A 15,425-nucleotide genomic window follows, 5' to 3' on the forward strand; every position below is an offset into this window, starting at 1 on the left:
CGGCGAGCTGGACGGCCGGCGGCAAGGTGGTGAAGGTCGACCGCGTCGAGTGGATCACGATGGCCGACGCCCAGACGGCGGCGAATGCGCTGCAGTCCGGCGACATCGACTTCATGGAGGTGCCGCCCTATGAGCTGCTGCCGGTGCTCGAAGCGAACCCCGAGCTCCAGATCGATGTGCTGAACAAGTTCGGCTTCCAGACGCTGGGCCGGATGAACTTCCTCAACCCGCCGTTCGACAATGTGAAGGTGCGCCGCGCGGCGTTCCTGGCGTTGAACCAGAAGGACGTGCTCGACGCGCTGGTCGGCAATCCCAAGTATCAGAAGATCTGCGGTGCGGTGTTCGTGTGCGGCACGCCGCTCGAGACGGATGTCGGCGCAGAGACGCTGATCAAGGGCAACGGCATGGCGGAGGCCAAGAAGGCGCTCGCCGAATCCGGCTATGACGGTACGCCGATCGTGATCATGGCCCCCGGCGACGTCGCCACCCTGAAGGCACAGCCGATCGTCGCGGCGCAGCTGCTGCGCGAAGCCGGCTTCAAGGTCGACCTACAGGCGACGGACTGGCAGACCGTGGTGACGCGGCGCGCCAGCCAGAAACCGGTCAAGGAGGGCGGCTGGAACATGTTCTTCACCAACTGGGTCGGCGCCGACGTCGCCAATCCCGTGGCGAACGTGTCGGTCGGCGGCCGCGGCACCAAGGGCGGCTGGTTCGGCTGGGCCGAGGACGCCGACATCGAGAAGCTGCGCGACGCCTATGCGCGCTCGTCCTCGCTCGACGAGCAGAAGAAGATCGCGACCGAGATCCAGAGGCTGAATTACGAGCGGGTGATCTACATTCCGCTCGGTCAGTATCTTGGGCCGAGCGCGTGGCGCAAGACGCTGAGCGGCGTCCTCGACGGCCCGGCCACGCCGGTGTTCTGGAACATCGAGAAGAAGGACTGATCACCGCGGGTGTCGGGTAGGCAAAGCCGCCGCCGCAAGGCGGCGGCGTGCCCGCCGTCGGTCCGAAACAATTCTGGCGAGACGGTTGGCACGGCGCCACCGCTCATGCGCGTCAGGAGAGGGCAGAGCATCGCCTTTGCCCACCCTGCAAGTTGTTACTCAACAATAGGGATCGCGGACGGCTTCCGGGCCGTCGACGATCAGGGGCGGAACGAGCTGATCCGGCGGCGGCGTCTTGCCGCCGCGGATCGGGGTGGGCGGGCGTCGGTCGTCATGGGGCTCGGCGGTGTCGCGCGGCATGTCATGCTCCTCGTTGCTGCTGAGAACGGGCCAGCGAGAGCAGAGTTCCAGATCGCGAGACTTCACCATCGAGATCATCGGCCGCCGGCGGCTTGTCATGCAGACCCATGCAGCCGCGGCGATTGACCTCGGCGGGAACTGCTGCAAGTCTTCCGCGCGCGATCCTGCCCGCTCGGCATTTGTCGACACGCCCACGCGGGATCGTCGGGCCTTGATCGGCGTCGGGCCGCTGAACGGACGCTCACCTCGAGAGAGATCGCATGTCACATCCTTCGCGCCGGGCCTCATCCGCGCTGGCTTTCCTTTTTCTCGCCGCGGCCCTCGCCGTGTCCGCCGGCATGCCGTCGAAATCTCTCGCCGCCGGCAAGAAGACCATCACGGCGGTGATGCATTCGGACCTGCGCGTGATCGATCCCGTGTTCACGCCGGCCTACATCACCCGCGACCATGGCTACATGGTGTATGACACCTTGCTCGGCACCGACGCCAAGTTCCAGGTGCAGCCGCAGATGGCGGACTGGAAGGTCTCCGACGACAAGCTGACCTACATCTTCACGCTGCGTGACGGTCTGAAGTGGCACGACGGCACTGACGTCACGGCGGAGGATTGCGTCGCCTCGCTGAAGCGCTGGAGCCGCAACGACAGCATGGGCCAGAAGCTGATGGAGGCCACCGCCTCGCTCGAGGCGACCGATGCCAGGACCATCACGCTCAAGCTCAAGGAGCCTTACGGCCTCGTGCTGGAGTCGATCGGCAAGCCGTCATCCTACGTGCCGTTCATGATGCCCAAGCGGCTCGCGGAGACGCCGGCGAACCAGCAGATCTCCGAGCAGATCGGCTCGGGCCCGTTCAAGTTCGTGAAGAGCGAGTTCCAGCCGGGCGTGAAGGCGGTCTACGAGAAGAACACCGACTACGTGCCGCGCAAGGAGCCGCCGAGCTGGACCGCGGGCGGCAAGGTGGTGAAGGTCGATCGCGTCGAGTGGATCGCGATGCCCGATGCGCAGACCGCGGTCAACGCGCTGCAGTCCGGCGACATCGATTTCATGGAGTTTCCGCCGCTCGACCTCGAGCCGGTGCTGGCGGCCAACCCCGATCTCACCATGAACGTGCTGAACAAGTTCGGCTACCAGACGCTCGGCCGGATGAACTTCCTGTTTCCGCCGTTCGACAATGTGAAGATCCGCCGCGCGGCGTTCCTCGCGCTGAACCAGAAGGACGTGCTCGACGCGCTCGTCGGCAACTCCAAATACTACACGATCTGCGGCGCCGTGTTCGGCTGCGGCACGCCGCTGGAGACCGACGTCGGCTCGGAGACTCTGGTCAAGGGCAACGGCATGGAGCAGGCCAGGAAGCTGCTTGCCGAGGCGGGCTATGACGGCACGCCGGTGGTGATCCTGGCGCCGGGCGATGCGATCACGCTGAAGGCGCAGCCGGTCATCGCGGCGCAGCTCTTGCGCGCGGCCGGCTTCAAGGTCGATCTGCAGACGACCGACTGGCAGAGCGTGGTGACGCGGCGCGCCAGCCAGAAGCCGCCGAAGGAGGGCGGCTGGAACATGTTCTTCACCAATTCGGTGATCGCCGATTCCGGCAATCCGATCGGCAGCACCTTCGTCGGCGCGCGCGGCCAGAAGAGCCCGTTCGGCTGGCCCGATGATCCGAAGATGGAGGAATTGCGCGACGCCTTCGCCAAGGCGGGCACGCCGGCGGATCAGAAGCGCATCGCCGCCGAGATCCAGAAGGAGGTCTACGAGCAGGTCATCTATGTGCCGCTCGGGCAATGGTTCATGCCGAGCGCCTGGCGCAAATCGATCAGCGGCGTGCTGGAAGGGCAGGCCGTGCCGGTGTTCTGGAACATCGACAAGAGCGAGTAGGGGCGCGCTACGCGCCGCGGCGACGGGATGGTGCCGCGCTCTGTCCGCCCGTCATTCCGGGGCATCGCGAAGGAATGAGCCTGGAATCCATACTCCCGGACGGATGTGTGGCGAAGACGACCGCCACACGCATCTCGATTCACATGCCGGCCACGGCGTATGGATTCCGGGCTCGTCGCTTCGCGCCGCCCCGGAATGACGCGGGGATAGAGGAGCGCCTCGTGTCTTGCTGATGAGCGAGCGTAACCCGCATGAGCGCAGCGAGATGCGGGTTCGCCCCGCGCGGTCATGAGAACCCGGATGTCGCTGCGCTCATCCGGGCTACGCAATCGCGGCCTACGCCTTGATGTCGTCGAGCGCTGCCAGCACCTCGCTGGAGGCGATCTCGACCTTGCCGATCTCGTTGAGCGCCTCGTCGATGCGGCCCGAGCTGAACAGGCGGGCGGCTTCCTTGCCGTGGCGGTGCACCGCCTCGTGCGGGCGTTCGAGGCGGCGGAACGCCGCGTCGCCGGCGAGGCGCTGCCCGTCTTCGCCATAGTACCATTTGCCGAGCCGGCAATTGTGGTGGTCGGAGAGCTCCTCGGCCCTGAGCTGCAGCCGTCCCACCGACATGTCCACCAGCCGCTTCTTCCAGATCACGTGGTCGGCCTTGGCCAGCCGCACCACCTGATTGTCGAGCGACAGCTTGGAGACCTCGCCCAGCATCTTGCCGACCTTGGCGTCGGTCCGGCCCATCGTGTCGGCGAGCGACATCACCTCGTTGGCATTGGCGGTCGCGAGGTCCGCGATGACGGTGATGCCCTGGGCCACCTCGTCGGTGGCCGCGGTCTGCTCGGCGAGAATGCCGGAGATCTCGTCCATCTTGGCGCTGACCGTGGCGGTGCGCGCGCCGGCCTGGTCGATGGTCTGCGCCAGATTGGTCATCTCGGTCATGCCGACCTCGACGGCCTTGGCGCCGCCGGCCATGGCCTCGACGATGCCGCTCATCTCGGCCTGCAGCCGCTCGATGCGGCCCTTGATGTCCTCGGTCGCCTTGGTGGTCTGCTGCGACAGGTTCTTCACCTCGGCGGCGACGACGGCAAACCCCTTGCCGAACTCGCCGGCGCGGGCCGCCTCGATGGTGGCGTTCAGCGCCAGCAGGTTGGTCTGGTTGGCGATCGCGTCGATGGTGCCGACGATCGAGCCGATTTCAGCCGAGGCTGCGCTGAGATCGGCGATCTTGGAGGAGGTGTCGCGCACCGAGCTCGCAATGCCGTTCATGGTCTGCAGCGTGCCGCGGACGGCGGTGACGCTGTCCTCGACGGCGCGGCGCGTGGCGCTCGCCTCATTGGCTGCAGCCGTCGAGGTCGCGCTGATGGTCTGCACGGAGGCCTGCATCTGTACCGCGGCCGAGGCGAGGCTCTGGCAGCGCTCCGACTGGTTGTTGGAGGCGCCGATCAGGCGGGCGGCGCTGATCGAGGCTTCGTTGCTGTTGATGCAGAGATCGACCACGGCATCGAGCTCGGCTGAGGCGCGGGACGCCAGCGCCTCGCCGAGGCGATGAATGGCCTCGATCAGTTGCGGCTTCAGCTTGGCGCGCAGCCCCGCCGCATCGATATCGGCCATGTCGCGGTCAAGCTTGCCGGCCGCCCAGTCGTCGAGGCAACGCGCGAGTACGTCGTGGAAGGCCTCCTGCGCGGCGACGTCGAACGCCGGCAAGGCCTCCTGCGGATCAGTCTTGCGGCTGCGGAATCCGAGCATCGTGTCTCTCGTTGATCGCGGACCTGCCGTCCCGGCGGTCGCGCGCGGTGTCGCGTCTGATGTCACCGCTGTCGGGGGGCAGCAGCCGGCGATCAACTTGCCGAGGGTTTGGTTAACAGCTGGTTTCCCGATGCAACTGGCAGTCGCGGCAGGCGCCGTCCTGCGCTCTTGACACTCAGTAAGTTAACGCTTACGGTTAGTCATGGCTTACCAAGAGATTTTGACCGTCCTGGCTGATCCGACCCGACGACAGGTGTTCGAACGCCTGCGCGGCGGACCGTCTCCGGTCAAGGCGATCGCGACGGGGCTTCCGGTGTCGCGGCCAGCGGTGTCGCAGCATCTCAAGGTGCTGAAGGACGCCGGCCTGGTCGAGGAGCGCAGCGAAGGGGTGCGACGGATCTACTCGCTGCGGCGAGAGGGGCTGGCCGAGCTGCGCGACTGGCTGGACAGTTTCTGGGACGACGCGCTTCTCGCGTTCAAGATCGAGGCGGAGCGGACGCACCGGCACAACACACGAGCGAGGGACGTGAATGAGTGAGCGTGTGATGATTGCGCCGGTGCAGAAGCAGGTCCAGGTCCGGGCGCCGATCGATCATGCCTTCGCCGTGTTCACCAGCGGGCTGAACCGCTGGTGGCCGCACACGCATGGCGTCGGCGGCAAGCCGATCTCGAAGGTGCTGATCGAGCCCAGGCTCGGCGGCCGCTGGCTGGAGATCGCCGAGGACGGCACGCAGACGGTGGTCGCGACCATCACCCTGTGGGAGCCGCCGCAGCGCTTCGTCATGCTCTGGCAGATTGATGCGCAATGGAAGCCGGACGCGGCCATGCGCTCGGAGGTCGATGTCCGCTTCTTCGCCGAGGATGCGGAGACGACGCGGGTCGAGCTCGTGCACCACAAGTTCGAGACCATGGGCGAAGCCGCGGGCGCCTCGATGCGCAGGGATGTCGACGGCGGCTGGCCCGGCCTGTTGCAGCGCTTCGTCGCCGAGGCGGAACGCCGTTCATCATCGTCGTAGCGGTTCATGGCCGTGGGGAGAAACAAGATGTCCGAGTTCGTCGTCCATTCCGTTCCGGGGAGCCCGTTCGGGCGCAGCGTGCTGGCGACGCTGGAGGAGAAGGGCGCACCATATCGTCTCGCGGCCATGGCGCCCGGAGATTCCAAATCGGCCGCTCATGTCCAGCGTCATCCGTTCGGCCGCGTGCCGGCGCTCGAGCATGACGGCTTCACGCTGTACGAGACCCAGGCGATCCTGCGTTATCTCGACCGCGTGCGTCCGGAGCCGGCCTTGACGCCCGCGGACCCGAGGCAGGCGGCGCGCATGGATCAGGTGATGAACATCAGCGACTGGTACCTGTTCCAGGGCGTGTGCAACGTCATCATCTTCCAGCGCATCGTCGGCCCGCAATTCTTCGACACCGCCTGCGACGAAGCCGCGATCGCGCGCGCCATGCCGCAGGCGAGAACGGTCATCGCCGAGTTGTCGCGCCTGCTCGGCGATCAGCCGTTCATGGCCGGCGACCGGCTGTCGCTCGCCGATTTGCAGGCCGGCCCGCAGGCGAGCTTCCTGTCGCTGACGCCGGAATGGACCGAGCTGACGGCGGCTCATCCGAAACTCGTCGCATGGGTCGAGCGGCTGGAGGCGCGGCCGAGCTTCCAGGCGACGACGATGGCGCAGCTGATGGCGCGCGCGCAAGCGGCCTAGCTAGGCGGGCCTACCAGCCGAGCGGCTTGCCGTCGCGGAAGAAGCCGCCGGTCGGACCGTCAGCGCCGAGCAGGGCGGCCCACACCACGCTGGCGGCGCCGTCGGCGACGGGCCGCGCGCCCATCGCGGCGCCGCCGTCGAAGGTCGCGGTGAAGCCGGGGCACACCGCGTTGACGCGCAGGCCGGGGTTCTCCCTGGCGAGCTTCACCGTCAAGGCATTGAGCGCAGCCTTGGCCACCCCATAGGACGCCGGCATCGGCGCCGCGGTGGCGAGGCCGAATTCCGGGTCGCTGTGCGAGCCGGCGCCGCTGGAGACGTTGACGAGCCGGCCATGCGCGCTGTTGCGCAACAGCGGCAGGAAGGCCTGCGCCACCGCCCAGGCGCCGAACAGCGTGCTCTCGAAATTGGCGCGGACCTCGCCGAGATCGGCGTTGGTCGCCGTCTCGTCATACCGTCCGAGCGTCGCGGCGTTGTTGATGAGCACGTCGAGCCGGCCGAACCGCTCGTCCAGCAGCGCGGCGACTTTCGCCATCGCGTCCGGATCGGTGATGTCCATGCCGAGACCTTCGGTCGTCACGCCCGCGCCCTTCAGCTCATCCGCTCGCGCCTGCGCATCCGCGTGCTTGCGCGCCGTCAGGATGACGCGATAGCCGCGCTGCCCCAACTGCCGCGCCACCTCGAACCCAATCCCGGTAGCGCGCCCGGCGCCGGTGATCAGGGCAATGGGAAGGGAGATGTCCATGGATGGCCTCGCTCTTCGATGCACGGGATGATGTCTGGTCCGAAACGCCGACGCAGCGCGTTCGGATCGCGAGGACAGCCTTGCAGCTCTCGCGAACCATTTGCCGCCGGCCCTGTGCGGCGGAGAGGACGCGAAGGCTACGAAGGCGACGAGAGCCTGCATGGCGCGCCCATGGAATGTGTTCCGCTCAACCGGCAGATGCTCCGCAAGCGAGACTATGAATCCGTCGCCAAGGCCAAGACTTCTGGTCTGGGCGTCGGGCCTGGATTAGTTTCCGGCTCATGATGGACAAAACGCTCACCATTGCCTCAGCCTCCAGCGCGATCGAGGCCGATGTTCGGGGGAATGGCGCTCATATTCGTGGGCTGATGACCAAGGCAGCCGGGCACGGTGTGCGCCTCATCCAGTTCCCGGAAGGTGCTTTGTCCGGGTACGTAGGAGCTCAGATCCACGGTTGGAAAGACTTGGATTGGCCCGCCCTCCAGTCCGAGCTGGACGCGATCGCCGCTCATGCGGGCCATCTCGGGATCTGGGTCGTTGTTGGATCCAACCACCCGCAAGAACTGCCGCTGTGGCCGCACAACGCGTTGTATGTCATTTCAGATCAGGGCGCTGTCGTCGGTCGATACGACAAGCGGCTGATCTCGCACAGCGAGGAAACGAGCTGGTATTCGCCCGGTTCGCATCCGCTCGTCTTTGAGGTGGACGGCTTTCGGTTCGGCTGTGCGCTCTGTATCGAGATCCGCTTCCCAGAACTGTTCATGGCGTATGGCAGGCAGGGCGTCGATGGAGTCCTGTTCTCCGCCTACGAAGACCCAATCTTCGCGGTCATGGCTCGCGCTCACGCCGCCAACAATATCTGGATGAGCGTGTCCACCCCTGCCGTTTGCCGTCGCAAGCTGCCTTGCCGCCTGATCGGACCAGACGGTTACGTTTTTGGTCAGGAAGCACCAGGACGGGATCTGGTCTACGGCGTGCTGGATCGTTCGAAATATGAGATCCCCTTGACCAAGGCTCGCCCCTGACGGGCTGCCGTTCGAGCCCGCTCAAACGTCGGATCCGCATCTTCCTATTGATACTTCACAATATTCCGCAGCTTCCAAATCCGGCTCGGATTTGGTATCATAAAATGATATTATGTGAGATGGAAGTTTGACGTGGCCAGCAGTTACACCATCGGCAAGCACTATGAGGCGTTCATCAAGCGTCTGGTGGACAGTGGCCGCTATTCGACCGCCAGCGAAGTCATGCGCGAAGGTCTGCGCCTGGTCGAAGAGAAGGAAGAGCACCGCAAGGCCAAACTTGAAGCTCTTCGCAGCGCCATCCAGGAAGGCCTGGACAGCGGACCCGCCGAAAATTGGGATCTCGATGACCTGATCGCTGAGGCGAAACGCCGGAAGGCGTCGCATGCGAGGTAGCCACCTGCTGCGCCCGCCGGCGCGTGAAGATGTGCTGGAGATCTGGCAGTTTATCGCAGCAGACAACGAGGCAGCAGCGGACGCTCCTCCACCGCTTCGATCGCGCCTTACAGACCCTCGCCACCAACCCGTTTGCCGGACGGGAGCGCTCCGATCTTGGCCGCGGTCTTCGTCGCTTTCCGGTCGGCAGCTACGTGCTCTTCTACATCCCCGCCACAGACGCCATCGAAGTTGTCCGCATTCTGCATGCCGCGCGTGACGTCACGCCCGATTACCTGGAGTAATCCCGGGCTTCAGTGAGACCGTTAGTCGGTGCAGCTTCGAGGCCGCCACTCTGGGAAAAGTGCCTGATCTGCCGTGACTGCTGTGCCCTGGTGCGGACGGTGGGACTCGAACCCACACGACGTTGCCATCGAGGGATTTTAAGTCCCTTGCGTCTACCGATTCCGCCACGTCCGCGCTTTGATTTCGCTACCGTTTTTAATCTGTCGGGGCAAGCGGTAGAGGGACGCCTCTGTATTGGACACATCGGAGAGGAATCCGTGTCCGCACGCGGTCTTGCGCGCAATGATTGATCGAGGCCCCGCGCCGACACTCGTGAGCTGTCCGCACGAGCAACTGACAAAAAGATATTCAACCAAAGAGAGTGTTGCGTTGTTTTGCATCTCGTTGTCCGATGCCAACTCATTGTCATCTTTGCGGCATATGATACCTCCCGCCCCAAACGAAGGGCGCTTGTGAGATCAGGGAGGCTATGTTGCATCGCTTGTGTCTTTTGGTCCTCGTCGGCATCACCGCCAGCGCCGCCGCGTCCGCGCATGATCATCCCGGTCGGCTCCATGGGACCTATGCGATGACGGGCGCGTCGGATTGCATCCAGAACTCGGCGTCGATCGGCTTCGATTCGACCTTCCTGCCGAAGGGGCCGGTCGTGTTCTTCGCTACCACCGTCGACGGGATCATGGTGTTTCGCGCCGATGGCACCGGCACGGTGACCAGCCGGTCCTTCACGGTCGACGCCGGCGAGGGGACGACCAGCGACATCTCATACCAGGTCAACTACACGATCGATGCCGGCGGTAAGCTGTCGGTCAAGGCGGTGCCGGGCACATACAGCTCCACGACCCTGACCGGCCCGAACGCCGGACTGACGCAGGTCGTCGACGTTCCCGACACCAGTGGATTCATCGGCGAGGGCGCGCGGGCCATCGTCCTCGCCCCGCCGGCGCCGAGCGTGCTCACGGTCAGCCGCTCCAATGGGACCCAGTATGCCCGGATTTGCAACGGATCGCTCATCATGACCCGCGTCAGCGACGACGAGCGCTGATGCGACGGCGAGCCAATGTTGTGATGAGGAGGGACATCGTGCACCGCTTTTTGATGCTGGTCGCCGCCGCGGCGATCGCGAACACGGCCGCGCTTGCCGAGGATCGGGGCGGCCTGCGCGGCACCTATGCGCTGACCGGCAAATCCTACTGCGTCCGGGATCCGGCGGCGCTCGGCTTCAACCCGAACTTCAGCCCCAAGGGAGGCCCCATCAAGCTGTTTTCCTTCACCGTCCAAGGCGTGATGGAGCTGCGCCCTGATGGCACCGGAACGGCGAACGTCCAGGATTTTTCGGTCGATACCGGCGGAGGGGAGACCGGCGTCACCTCATACCAGTTCACCTACACGACCGCGGGTGCGGATCTGGTGATGAAGGCGGTGCCCGGCACGTACAGCCATACGATCCTGACCGGCCCGATCGCGGGGCTGACACAAGTGTCCGACGTTGCCGATGTGAGCGGCGTGATCGGCGACGGGGCGCGGACGATCAACTTCGCCCAGCTGGTGCCGACCGTCCAGATGGTGAGCCGGTCCGATGGCAAGCAGTACGCTCAGATCTGCAATGGATCGCGCATCCTCATTCGCCTCGGCGGCGCCGATCGCTGAGCTGCTCAAGGCGGTGGCAGGCCCGTCCCGCTCCGCCGCGCATTGCTCGCAACCATCGCGCGACGGAGCGCCGATCGACGTCGACCGCAATCCCGCATGCCTGAAGCGGGATCTTTGGGAACATCGCGGGCGAGGGGATGGGCTGTGGCCTGCGTCACGTCCGCCTTTGAGATCAGGGACCTAGCGTGAGTTCTCCTGCTCCTTGATGAGCTCGCGCGCGGCGCCTCGGCTCATCCTTTGCTTCAGCTTCACGGCTGCCTTGGTAAAGCCTCAATCCGGCCGTCACCAGCTGCTTGAGATTGTGCCCGCGCCGCAGCGGTCCGCCGGATCCCCGGATGACGTGATTGAAGACATGAGCGAGGCGGCCGTTGTAAGGCACGAAGGTGTCTCGGGAATCATCGTCTGGGCTGATCTGGTCGCGGTCGATGGATTCCAGGTGAATGCTGGTTCGGGCCGAAACGAATGCGGGCGGCGCACGATCGAGACGATGTTTTAAGACCGCTGCAATATCGAGGCTGCATGACGACCGACTGCCATCGCCCGCACCATCGTCGCCTCGCGCTCGCCGGAGGCCTGTTCGCGTTGGGAGCGCTGCTCTCGGGCTGCGCGGGCATGAGCGACAGCGTGTCCACCGCCTTCGCCGATCCGGCGAAGTACGATCTCTATGATTGCAAGCAGCTCGAAGCCGAGCGCAAGGCGCTGGCGGCGCGGACCGCCGAGCTGCAGGGGTTGATGGCCAAGGCGGAGACCGGGGCCGGCGGCGTCGTGGTCGCCGAGGTGGCGTATCGCAACGACTACGTCGCTGTCCGCGGGCAGTCGCAGTTCGCCGAGGAGGCCTGGCGGCGCAACAAATGCGTCGAGACGCCGGCGGCGCCGGTGGCCGCCAAGGGCAAGCCGGCCAAGCCGGCGCGCGCGATGCGGCCGATGGCTTCCGGCAGCCCCACTGGACCGTCGACCTTGCCCCGCGACGGATCGGTGTATTGAGGTTACGCGCCTGAGAGGCGCCAGTCGAAGATCCAGCGCTGCCGCGCCGACATCCGCTCCGGGCCGAGCGCCTTGATGCTGACGTCGCGCGCGAGCGCCAGCGGCCCGCTCATGTGATAGATCCGCCCCTGGCTGCGCGCGGTGCGCTGCACCTGGCCGACCCGGGGGCGTCGCAGCTTGGCATAGCGCTTCAGCGCGCCTTCGATCGCGGCGGGTCCGTCGGGACGCGCTTCGCTCAGCGTCTTGGCCAGCACCGCCGCATCCTCGATCGCCATGCCCGCACCCTGCGCGGCGAACGGCAGCATGGCGTGGGCCGCGTCGCCGAGCAGGGCGACGTTGCCCTTGCTCCATTCGATGCCCTCGGGCACGGCGAACAGCGCCCATTTGCGCCAACCGTCGACGGCGTTGAGCAGCAGTCGTGCCGCAGCCGGCCAGGCGGGCGGGGCGAACGCCGCCTTCAGCTCGGCCGGATCGCCCTCGGTGCTCCAGCCGGGCCGGTTCCAGGTGCCAGGTACGACGGCGACGACGTTGACCTGGCGGCCGGCAGAGATCGGATAGGCGACGAGATGGGCGTTCGGCCCCATCCAGAGCTGCACCCGCGCGCTGGTATAGTCGCGCGGCAATTGCCGCGCCTCGAGCGTGCCGCGCCACGCGATGAGACCGGAGAACTCGGCGTTGACCTGCGGAAACAGGTGGTGCCGCACGGCCGACCACACGCCGTCGGCCCCGATCAGCGCCAGCGAAACGTCCTGGCGGCGTTCATCGCCGCGGCGATGCACCACGGTCAGACCCTTGGCATGGGCGGCGACATCCTCGAACTGACAGCCGAGCTTGAGCTCGATATCCGGATGCGCCATCGCCTCGGCGGCGAGCGCCGCCTGCAGATCGGCGCGGTGGATCACCCAATAGGGGGCGCCGGCAGTTTCGCTGGCCGCAGTGCCGAGCGTCAGCCGCGCGATCTCGCCGCCGGCGCGCGCGCTCATGATGCTGACCGCCTCGGGCACGACGGCTCGCGCGGTGAGACGCGGCCCCAGTCCCAGGTCGATCAGGATCCGGCTGGCATTGGGCGATAATTGCAGGCCGGCGCCGACCTCTTCGAGCCGCTCGGCCTTCTCCAGTACGACGACGCGAAAACCCTTGGTCGCGAGCGCCAGCGCGGCGGTCAGGCCGCCGATGCCGGCTCCGGCGACGGTGACGGTACGCAGTGCCACGACACGCCGGTCAGGCGACGTCCTTCAGCACACATTCCGGCGGCCGCGCCTCGCCGGCGGAGAGATCCGGCGCGTAGCGGTACAGCGTCGAGCAGTACGGGCAGATGATCTCTTTGTCGTTGCCGAGATCGAGGAAAACGTGCGGATGGTCGAACGGCGGATTGGCGCCCACGCACATGAACTCATGCGAGCCGATCTCGATGACCGGGACACCGGCGTCGTTGTGGAAATGCGGGACGATGTTATCGGCCATCGGTTTAACCTCGAGTGGCAAAAAGAGAGAACAGCAGAGCAGGGCGGATCAGCGCGGGACTGCGGCCGACGGGACAGGAACGAGGCGCCAGCCCGTCGCGAGGACGGCGGCGCACCATGCTGAGCCATACGGCCAATTTCTCGCGTTGGGAACCTGCGTTGGGTGTGACGCACGCCGTTATTTTTGCGCTTGTGGATTCGACACAAGCTGGCCCTCGGCGAGAAGCCCTTCTTTCGTCGGGGACGTTGTGTCGCGGGCCGGATCTCCTATGTTTTATGACAGACGTCCGCGCGAAAACGTGAAGACGGCGTGATCTGGATACGGTTCGAACCATGCGAATCAATTGGAGGCTCAGCCTCGCCGCGGCCGCACTTGCCGCCAGCGCCGCCGTCGGCGCGGCGCTGTGGCCGCATGCCCAGCGCGCCGGTACCGTCATGGCGGCGGCCGAGGATCCGGCACGGCTGTCGGAGCTGCAGATCGCCGGGCTGCTGCGGACCGATCCGGCGCTCATCGCACGCAATATCGACGAGGCGCTCGCGGCCGCCGATCCCGATCTCGCGGAGAGCTTCGTCGCGCTGGCCAGGGAGCATCAGGTCGCGCTCGACCCGGCGCTGGTCCAGCGCGTCAGCGATGCCGCGGCTGCGGAGAAGGCGCCGTCGAGTGTCGCGAAGCGCTTCGCGACCGGGCTCGTCACCGGCCAGGCCGACGATGTCGCCAGCCTCTCCGGCACCGTGGCCGGCGATCTGTTCGTGTTCGGCGACATCCGCGACGCCGTGCGTGAGGGCAAGCATCTGGTGATGGGCGAGGAGACCGACCGGCTGGTGCTGGGGCTGGCCGCGGCGGGGCTCGCCGTCACCGCGGCGACCTATGTCTCGGCCGGCGGCACTGCGCCGGTGCGGGCCGGGCTCACTTTGGTGAAGGACGCGCGCAAGGTCGGCCGGCTCGGCGAGGGGCTGGCGGCCTGGGCCGGACGCTCGGCGCGCGAGGTGGTCGATGCGCCGATGCTGCAGCAGGCGGTCGCCTCGGGCTCGGTGCTGCGTCCCGGCGAGACCGCAACCGCGATCCGTGCGGCGTTCCGGGCCGAGAAGGCCGGCGCGCTGGTGCGGCTCGGCAAGGATGTCGGCCGCATCACCGAGAAGGCCGGCACCCGCGGCGCGCTGGATTCGCTCAAGCTCGCGGAGGGGCCGAGGGATGTCGCCCGCGCCGCGCGCCTCGCCGAGGCCAAGGGCGGCCAGACCCGCGCCATCCTGAAGCTGCTCGGCCGCGGCGCACTGCTGCTTACGACCGGCCTGTTCAATCTGGCGCTGTGGCTGTTCGGCGCCGTCATGACGCTGTTCAGCGCCATCGCATCGCTGAAGGCGATGACCGAGCGCGCGACGCAGGGCGTCATCGATCGCGGCAAGCGCCGGCGGCTGCGCCGGATGCAGGCCGCCAGTGTCCGCGCCGATCTGGCCGCGGCCGCGCCCTGCGGCTAGAGTCCGCCGTATCATCTCACTCCAAGTGCCCGGGACCCGATCCGATGCCGAGCTTTCACAACGGCGCCGTCGACATCGCCTTCATCGATGAGGGGGAGGGCGATCCGATCCTGCTCGTCCACGGCTTCGCCTCGACCAAAAACGTCAACTGGATCTATCCCGGCTGGGTCACCGAGCTGCGCAAGGCCGGCCGCCGCGTCATCGCGCTCGACAATCGCGGCCATGGCGAGTCCGCCAAGCTGTATGATCCCGCGCAATATGCGATTGCCGAAATGGCGAGCGACGTCACGGCGCTGATGGATCATCTCGGCCTCGCCAGCGCCGACGTCATGGGCTACTCGCTCGGCGGCCGCATCGCCGCCCATATCGCACTGACCACGCCGCAGCGGCTGCGCTCGGCGATCTTCGGCGGCATCGGCATGGCGATGATCGAGGGCGGCGGGCCCGGCGAGAACGTCGCGGCCGCGCTCGAGGCGCCCTCGCTCGACGACGTCACCGATCCCGTCGGTAAGACCTTTCGCGCCTTCGCCGACCAGACCCGCTCCGATCGCCTCGCGCTCGCCGCCTGCATGCGCGGCTCGCGTGGCTTGATTTCGCGCGAGGATGCCGGCCGCATCGCCGTGCCTGTGCTGGTGGCCGTCGGCACGACGGACGAAGTCTCCGGCTCCGGCCCCGCGCTCGGCGCGCTCATTCCCGGCGCCGAGGTGCTCGACATCCCCAACCGCGACCACATGCGCGCCGTCGGCGACAAGGTCTACAAGGCCGGCGTGGTGGATTTCCTGGCGCGGCGAAGCGCGTAGCCCGGGCGAGCGCAGCGCGCCCGGGTTCTCCGACGCCGTTCGTGCGATCCCG

The 15,425-nt window shown here is 66.7% G+C and carries 20 protein-coding genes and 1 tRNA gene; 15 read left to right on the top strand and 6 right to left on the bottom strand.

Annotated features, from left to right (window positions below; all coding sequences use genetic code 11):
• The coding region (locus BRAS3809_RS23050) for an ABC transporter substrate-binding protein (RefSeq protein WP_035657814.1) at positions 1–944 on the top strand (944 nt) is incomplete at its 5' end.
• A gap of 159 nt (positions 945–1,103) precedes the next feature.
• On the opposite strand, the gene BRAS3809_RS36080 is transcribed toward BRAS3809_RS23050, so the two are convergent.
• Positions 1,104–1,439, bottom strand: a complete 336-nt coding sequence (locus tag BRAS3809_RS36080; protein WP_139017427.1) for a hypothetical protein — start codon at positions 1,437–1,439, stop codon at positions 1,104–1,106.
• A 65-nt stretch (positions 1,440–1,504) separates the two neighbouring features.
• Here BRAS3809_RS36080 and BRAS3809_RS23060 point away from each other — a divergent pair, with 65 nt between their 5' ends.
• Positions 1,505–3,115, top strand: coding sequence for an ABC transporter substrate-binding protein (locus BRAS3809_RS23060; RefSeq protein ID WP_008964447.1), 1,611 nt, complete (start codon positions 1,505–1,507; stop codon positions 3,113–3,115).
• 336 nt (positions 3,116–3,451) lie between these two features.
• Here BRAS3809_RS23060 and BRAS3809_RS23065 read toward each other — a convergent pair whose 3' ends face one another.
• Positions 3,452–4,813: a methyl-accepting chemotaxis protein gene (locus BRAS3809_RS23065; RefSeq protein ID WP_502685676.1), complete on the bottom strand. Its 1,362-nt coding sequence runs from the start codon at positions 4,811–4,813 to the stop codon at positions 3,452–3,454.
• On the opposite strand from BRAS3809_RS23065, the gene BRAS3809_RS37780 reads away from it, so the two are divergent.
• From BRAS3809_RS37780 to BRAS3809_RS23080, 4 genes are read left to right on the top strand one after another with little or no spacing between them, the layout of a single operon-like run.
• Complete coding sequence (locus BRAS3809_RS37780) at positions 4,719–5,027, top strand: hypothetical protein (RefSeq protein ID WP_502685677.1); 309 nt, start codon at positions 4,719–4,721, stop codon at positions 5,025–5,027. The two genes, BRAS3809_RS23065 and BRAS3809_RS37780, sit on opposite strands and share 95 nt — an antisense overlap.
• Before the next feature lie 30 nt (positions 5,028–5,057).
• On the top strand, positions 5,058–5,393 hold the full coding sequence (locus tag BRAS3809_RS23070) for an ArsR/SmtB family transcription factor (protein WP_008964449.1): 336 nt from the start codon (positions 5,058–5,060) through the stop codon (positions 5,391–5,393).
• Complete coding sequence (locus tag BRAS3809_RS23075; protein ID WP_035657821.1) at positions 5,386–5,871, top strand: SRPBCC family protein; 486 nt, start codon at positions 5,386–5,388, stop codon at positions 5,869–5,871. Before BRAS3809_RS23070 ends, BRAS3809_RS23075 begins: the two co-directional genes overlap by 8 nt.
• Positions 5,872–5,898: 27 nt before the next feature.
• Positions 5,899–6,558 carry a glutathione S-transferase family protein gene (locus BRAS3809_RS23080; protein ID WP_008964451.1) on the top strand — a complete coding sequence of 220 codons (660 nt, stop codon included), beginning with the start codon at positions 5,899–5,901 and terminating at the stop codon, positions 6,556–6,558.
• A gap of 10 nt (positions 6,559–6,568) precedes the next feature.
• On the opposite strand, the gene BRAS3809_RS23085 is transcribed toward BRAS3809_RS23080, so the two are convergent.
• Positions 6,569–7,300 carry an SDR family NAD(P)-dependent oxidoreductase gene (locus tag BRAS3809_RS23085; RefSeq protein ID WP_008964452.1) on the bottom strand — a complete coding sequence of 244 codons (732 nt, stop codon included), beginning with the start codon at positions 7,298–7,300 and terminating at the stop codon, positions 6,569–6,571.
• A 281-nt stretch (positions 7,301–7,581) separates the two neighbouring features.
• Between BRAS3809_RS23085 and BRAS3809_RS23090 the strand changes: the two genes are divergently transcribed.
• The 3 genes from BRAS3809_RS23090 (at position 7,582) to BRAS3809_RS23100 (ending at position 9,002) form a co-directional block, all read left to right on the top strand.
• On the top strand, positions 7,582–8,325 hold the full coding sequence (locus BRAS3809_RS23090) for a carbon-nitrogen hydrolase family protein (RefSeq protein ID WP_240535749.1): 744 nt from the start codon (positions 7,582–7,584) through the stop codon (positions 8,323–8,325).
• Between the two features lie 132 nt (positions 8,326–8,457).
• On the top strand, positions 8,458–8,718 hold the full coding sequence (locus BRAS3809_RS23095) for a type II toxin-antitoxin system ParD family antitoxin (protein ID WP_008964455.1): 261 nt from the start codon (positions 8,458–8,460) through the stop codon (positions 8,716–8,718).
• A gap of 29 nt (positions 8,719–8,747) precedes the next feature.
• Entirely contained in the window at positions 8,748–9,002 is a 255-nt protein-coding gene (locus tag BRAS3809_RS23100) for a type II toxin-antitoxin system RelE/ParE family toxin (RefSeq protein ID WP_008964456.1), read from the top strand.
• A gap of 88 nt (positions 9,003–9,090) precedes the next feature.
• On the opposite strand, the gene BRAS3809_RS23105 is transcribed toward BRAS3809_RS23100, so the two are convergent.
• Positions 9,091–9,177 (bottom strand) — tRNA-Leu (locus tag BRAS3809_RS23105).
• Between the two features lie 394 nt (positions 9,178–9,571).
• Here BRAS3809_RS23105 and BRAS3809_RS23110 point away from each other — a divergent pair.
• The 4 genes from BRAS3809_RS23110 to BRAS3809_RS23125 all read left to right on the top strand — a co-directional run bounded on the left by BRAS3809_RS23110 (position 9,572) and on the right by BRAS3809_RS23125 (position 11,634).
• On the top strand, positions 9,572–10,045 hold the full coding sequence (locus BRAS3809_RS23110; RefSeq protein ID WP_139017428.1) for a hypothetical protein: 474 nt from the start codon (positions 9,572–9,574) through the stop codon (positions 10,043–10,045).
• Positions 10,045–10,650, top strand: coding sequence for a hypothetical protein (locus BRAS3809_RS23115; RefSeq protein ID WP_139017429.1), 606 nt, complete (start codon positions 10,045–10,047; stop codon positions 10,648–10,650). The genes BRAS3809_RS23110 and BRAS3809_RS23115 overlap by 1 nt, the downstream gene beginning before the upstream one ends.
• A gap of 202 nt (positions 10,651–10,852) precedes the next feature.
• Positions 10,853–11,146 (top strand): hypothetical protein, encoded by a 294-nt coding sequence (locus BRAS3809_RS23120; protein ID WP_139017430.1) that lies wholly within the window; start codon positions 10,853–10,855, stop codon positions 11,144–11,146.
• 23 nt (positions 11,147–11,169) lie between these two features.
• Positions 11,170–11,634, top strand: coding sequence for a hypothetical protein (locus BRAS3809_RS23125; protein ID WP_008964460.1), 465 nt, complete (start codon positions 11,170–11,172; stop codon positions 11,632–11,634).
• A 2-nt stretch (positions 11,635–11,636) separates the two neighbouring features.
• Here BRAS3809_RS23125 and BRAS3809_RS23130 read toward each other — a convergent pair whose 3' ends face one another.
• Together BRAS3809_RS23130 and BRAS3809_RS23135 are read right to left on the bottom strand one after the other, a co-directional pair.
• Entirely contained in the window at positions 11,637–12,845 is a 1,209-nt protein-coding gene (locus tag BRAS3809_RS23130) for an FAD-dependent monooxygenase (RefSeq protein ID WP_008964461.1), read from the bottom strand.
• Positions 12,846–12,855: 10 nt separating this feature from the next.
• Entirely contained in the window at positions 12,856–13,098 is a 243-nt protein-coding gene (locus BRAS3809_RS23135; protein ID WP_008964462.1) for a zinc-finger domain-containing protein, read from the bottom strand.
• 332 nt (positions 13,099–13,430) lie between these two features.
• Between BRAS3809_RS23135 and BRAS3809_RS23140 the strand changes: the two genes are divergently transcribed.
• Both BRAS3809_RS23140 and BRAS3809_RS23145 read left to right on the top strand, forming a co-directional pair.
• The gene (locus BRAS3809_RS23140) at positions 13,431–14,573 is read left to right on the top strand and encodes a hypothetical protein (protein WP_008964463.1); all 1,143 of its coding nucleotides are present in this window, start codon (positions 13,431–13,433) and stop codon (positions 14,571–14,573) included.
• A 44-nt stretch (positions 14,574–14,617) separates the two neighbouring features.
• Positions 14,618–15,373 carry an alpha/beta fold hydrolase gene (locus BRAS3809_RS23145; RefSeq protein ID WP_008964464.1) on the top strand — a complete coding sequence of 252 codons (756 nt, stop codon included), beginning with the start codon at positions 14,618–14,620 and terminating at the stop codon, positions 15,371–15,373.
• The last annotated feature ends 52 nt before the right edge of the window (positions 15,374–15,425 follow it).

It is taken from the genome of Bradyrhizobium sp. STM 3809 (assembly GCF_000239795.1).
GTDB lineage: Bacteria > Pseudomonadota > Alphaproteobacteria > Rhizobiales > Xanthobacteraceae > Bradyrhizobium.

Excerpts from the sequence above, each read along its gene's own strand:
- BRAS3809_RS23070 (WP_008964449.1), top strand. The coding sequence starts at position 5,058 with ATGGCTTACCAAGAGATTTTGACCGTCCTGGCTGATCCGACCCGACGA.
- BRAS3809_RS37780 (WP_502685677.1), top strand. The coding sequence starts at position 4,719 with ATGTCGCGGTCAAGCTTGCCGGCCGCCCAGTCGTCGAGGCAACGCGCG.
- BRAS3809_RS23125 (WP_008964460.1), top strand. The coding sequence starts at position 11,170 with ATGACGACCGACTGCCATCGCCCGCACCATCGTCGCCTCGCGCTCGCC.
- BRAS3809_RS23145 (WP_008964464.1), top strand. The coding sequence starts at position 14,618 with ATGCCGAGCTTTCACAACGGCGCCGTCGACATCGCCTTCATCGATGAG.
- BRAS3809_RS23115 (WP_139017429.1), top strand. The coding sequence starts at position 10,045 with ATGCGACGGCGAGCCAATGTTGTGATGAGGAGGGACATCGTGCACCGC.
- BRAS3809_RS23075 (WP_035657821.1), top strand. The coding sequence starts at position 5,386 with ATGAGTGAGCGTGTGATGATTGCGCCGGTGCAGAAGCAGGTCCAGGTC.
- BRAS3809_RS23060 (WP_008964447.1), top strand. The coding sequence starts at position 1,505 with ATGTCACATCCTTCGCGCCGGGCCTCATCCGCGCTGGCTTTCCTTTTT.
- BRAS3809_RS23080 (WP_008964451.1), top strand. The coding sequence starts at position 5,899 with ATGTCCGAGTTCGTCGTCCATTCCGTTCCGGGGAGCCCGTTCGGGCGC.
- BRAS3809_RS23100 (WP_008964456.1), top strand. The coding sequence starts at position 8,748 with ATGTGCTGGAGATCTGGCAGTTTATCGCAGCAGACAACGAGGCAGCAG.
- BRAS3809_RS23110 (WP_139017428.1), top strand. The coding sequence starts at position 9,572 with ATGACGGGCGCGTCGGATTGCATCCAGAACTCGGCGTCGATCGGCTTC.
- BRAS3809_RS23085 (WP_008964452.1), bottom strand. The coding sequence starts at position 7,300 with ATGGACATCTCCCTTCCCATTGCCCTGATCACCGGCGCCGGGCGCGCT.
- BRAS3809_RS23135 (WP_008964462.1), bottom strand. The coding sequence starts at position 13,098 with ATGGCCGATAACATCGTCCCGCATTTCCACAACGACGCCGGTGTCCCG.
- BRAS3809_RS23140 (WP_008964463.1), top strand. The coding sequence starts at position 13,431 with ATGCGAATCAATTGGAGGCTCAGCCTCGCCGCGGCCGCACTTGCCGCC.
- BRAS3809_RS23090 (WP_240535749.1), top strand. The coding sequence starts at position 7,582 with ATGATGGACAAAACGCTCACCATTGCCTCAGCCTCCAGCGCGATCGAG.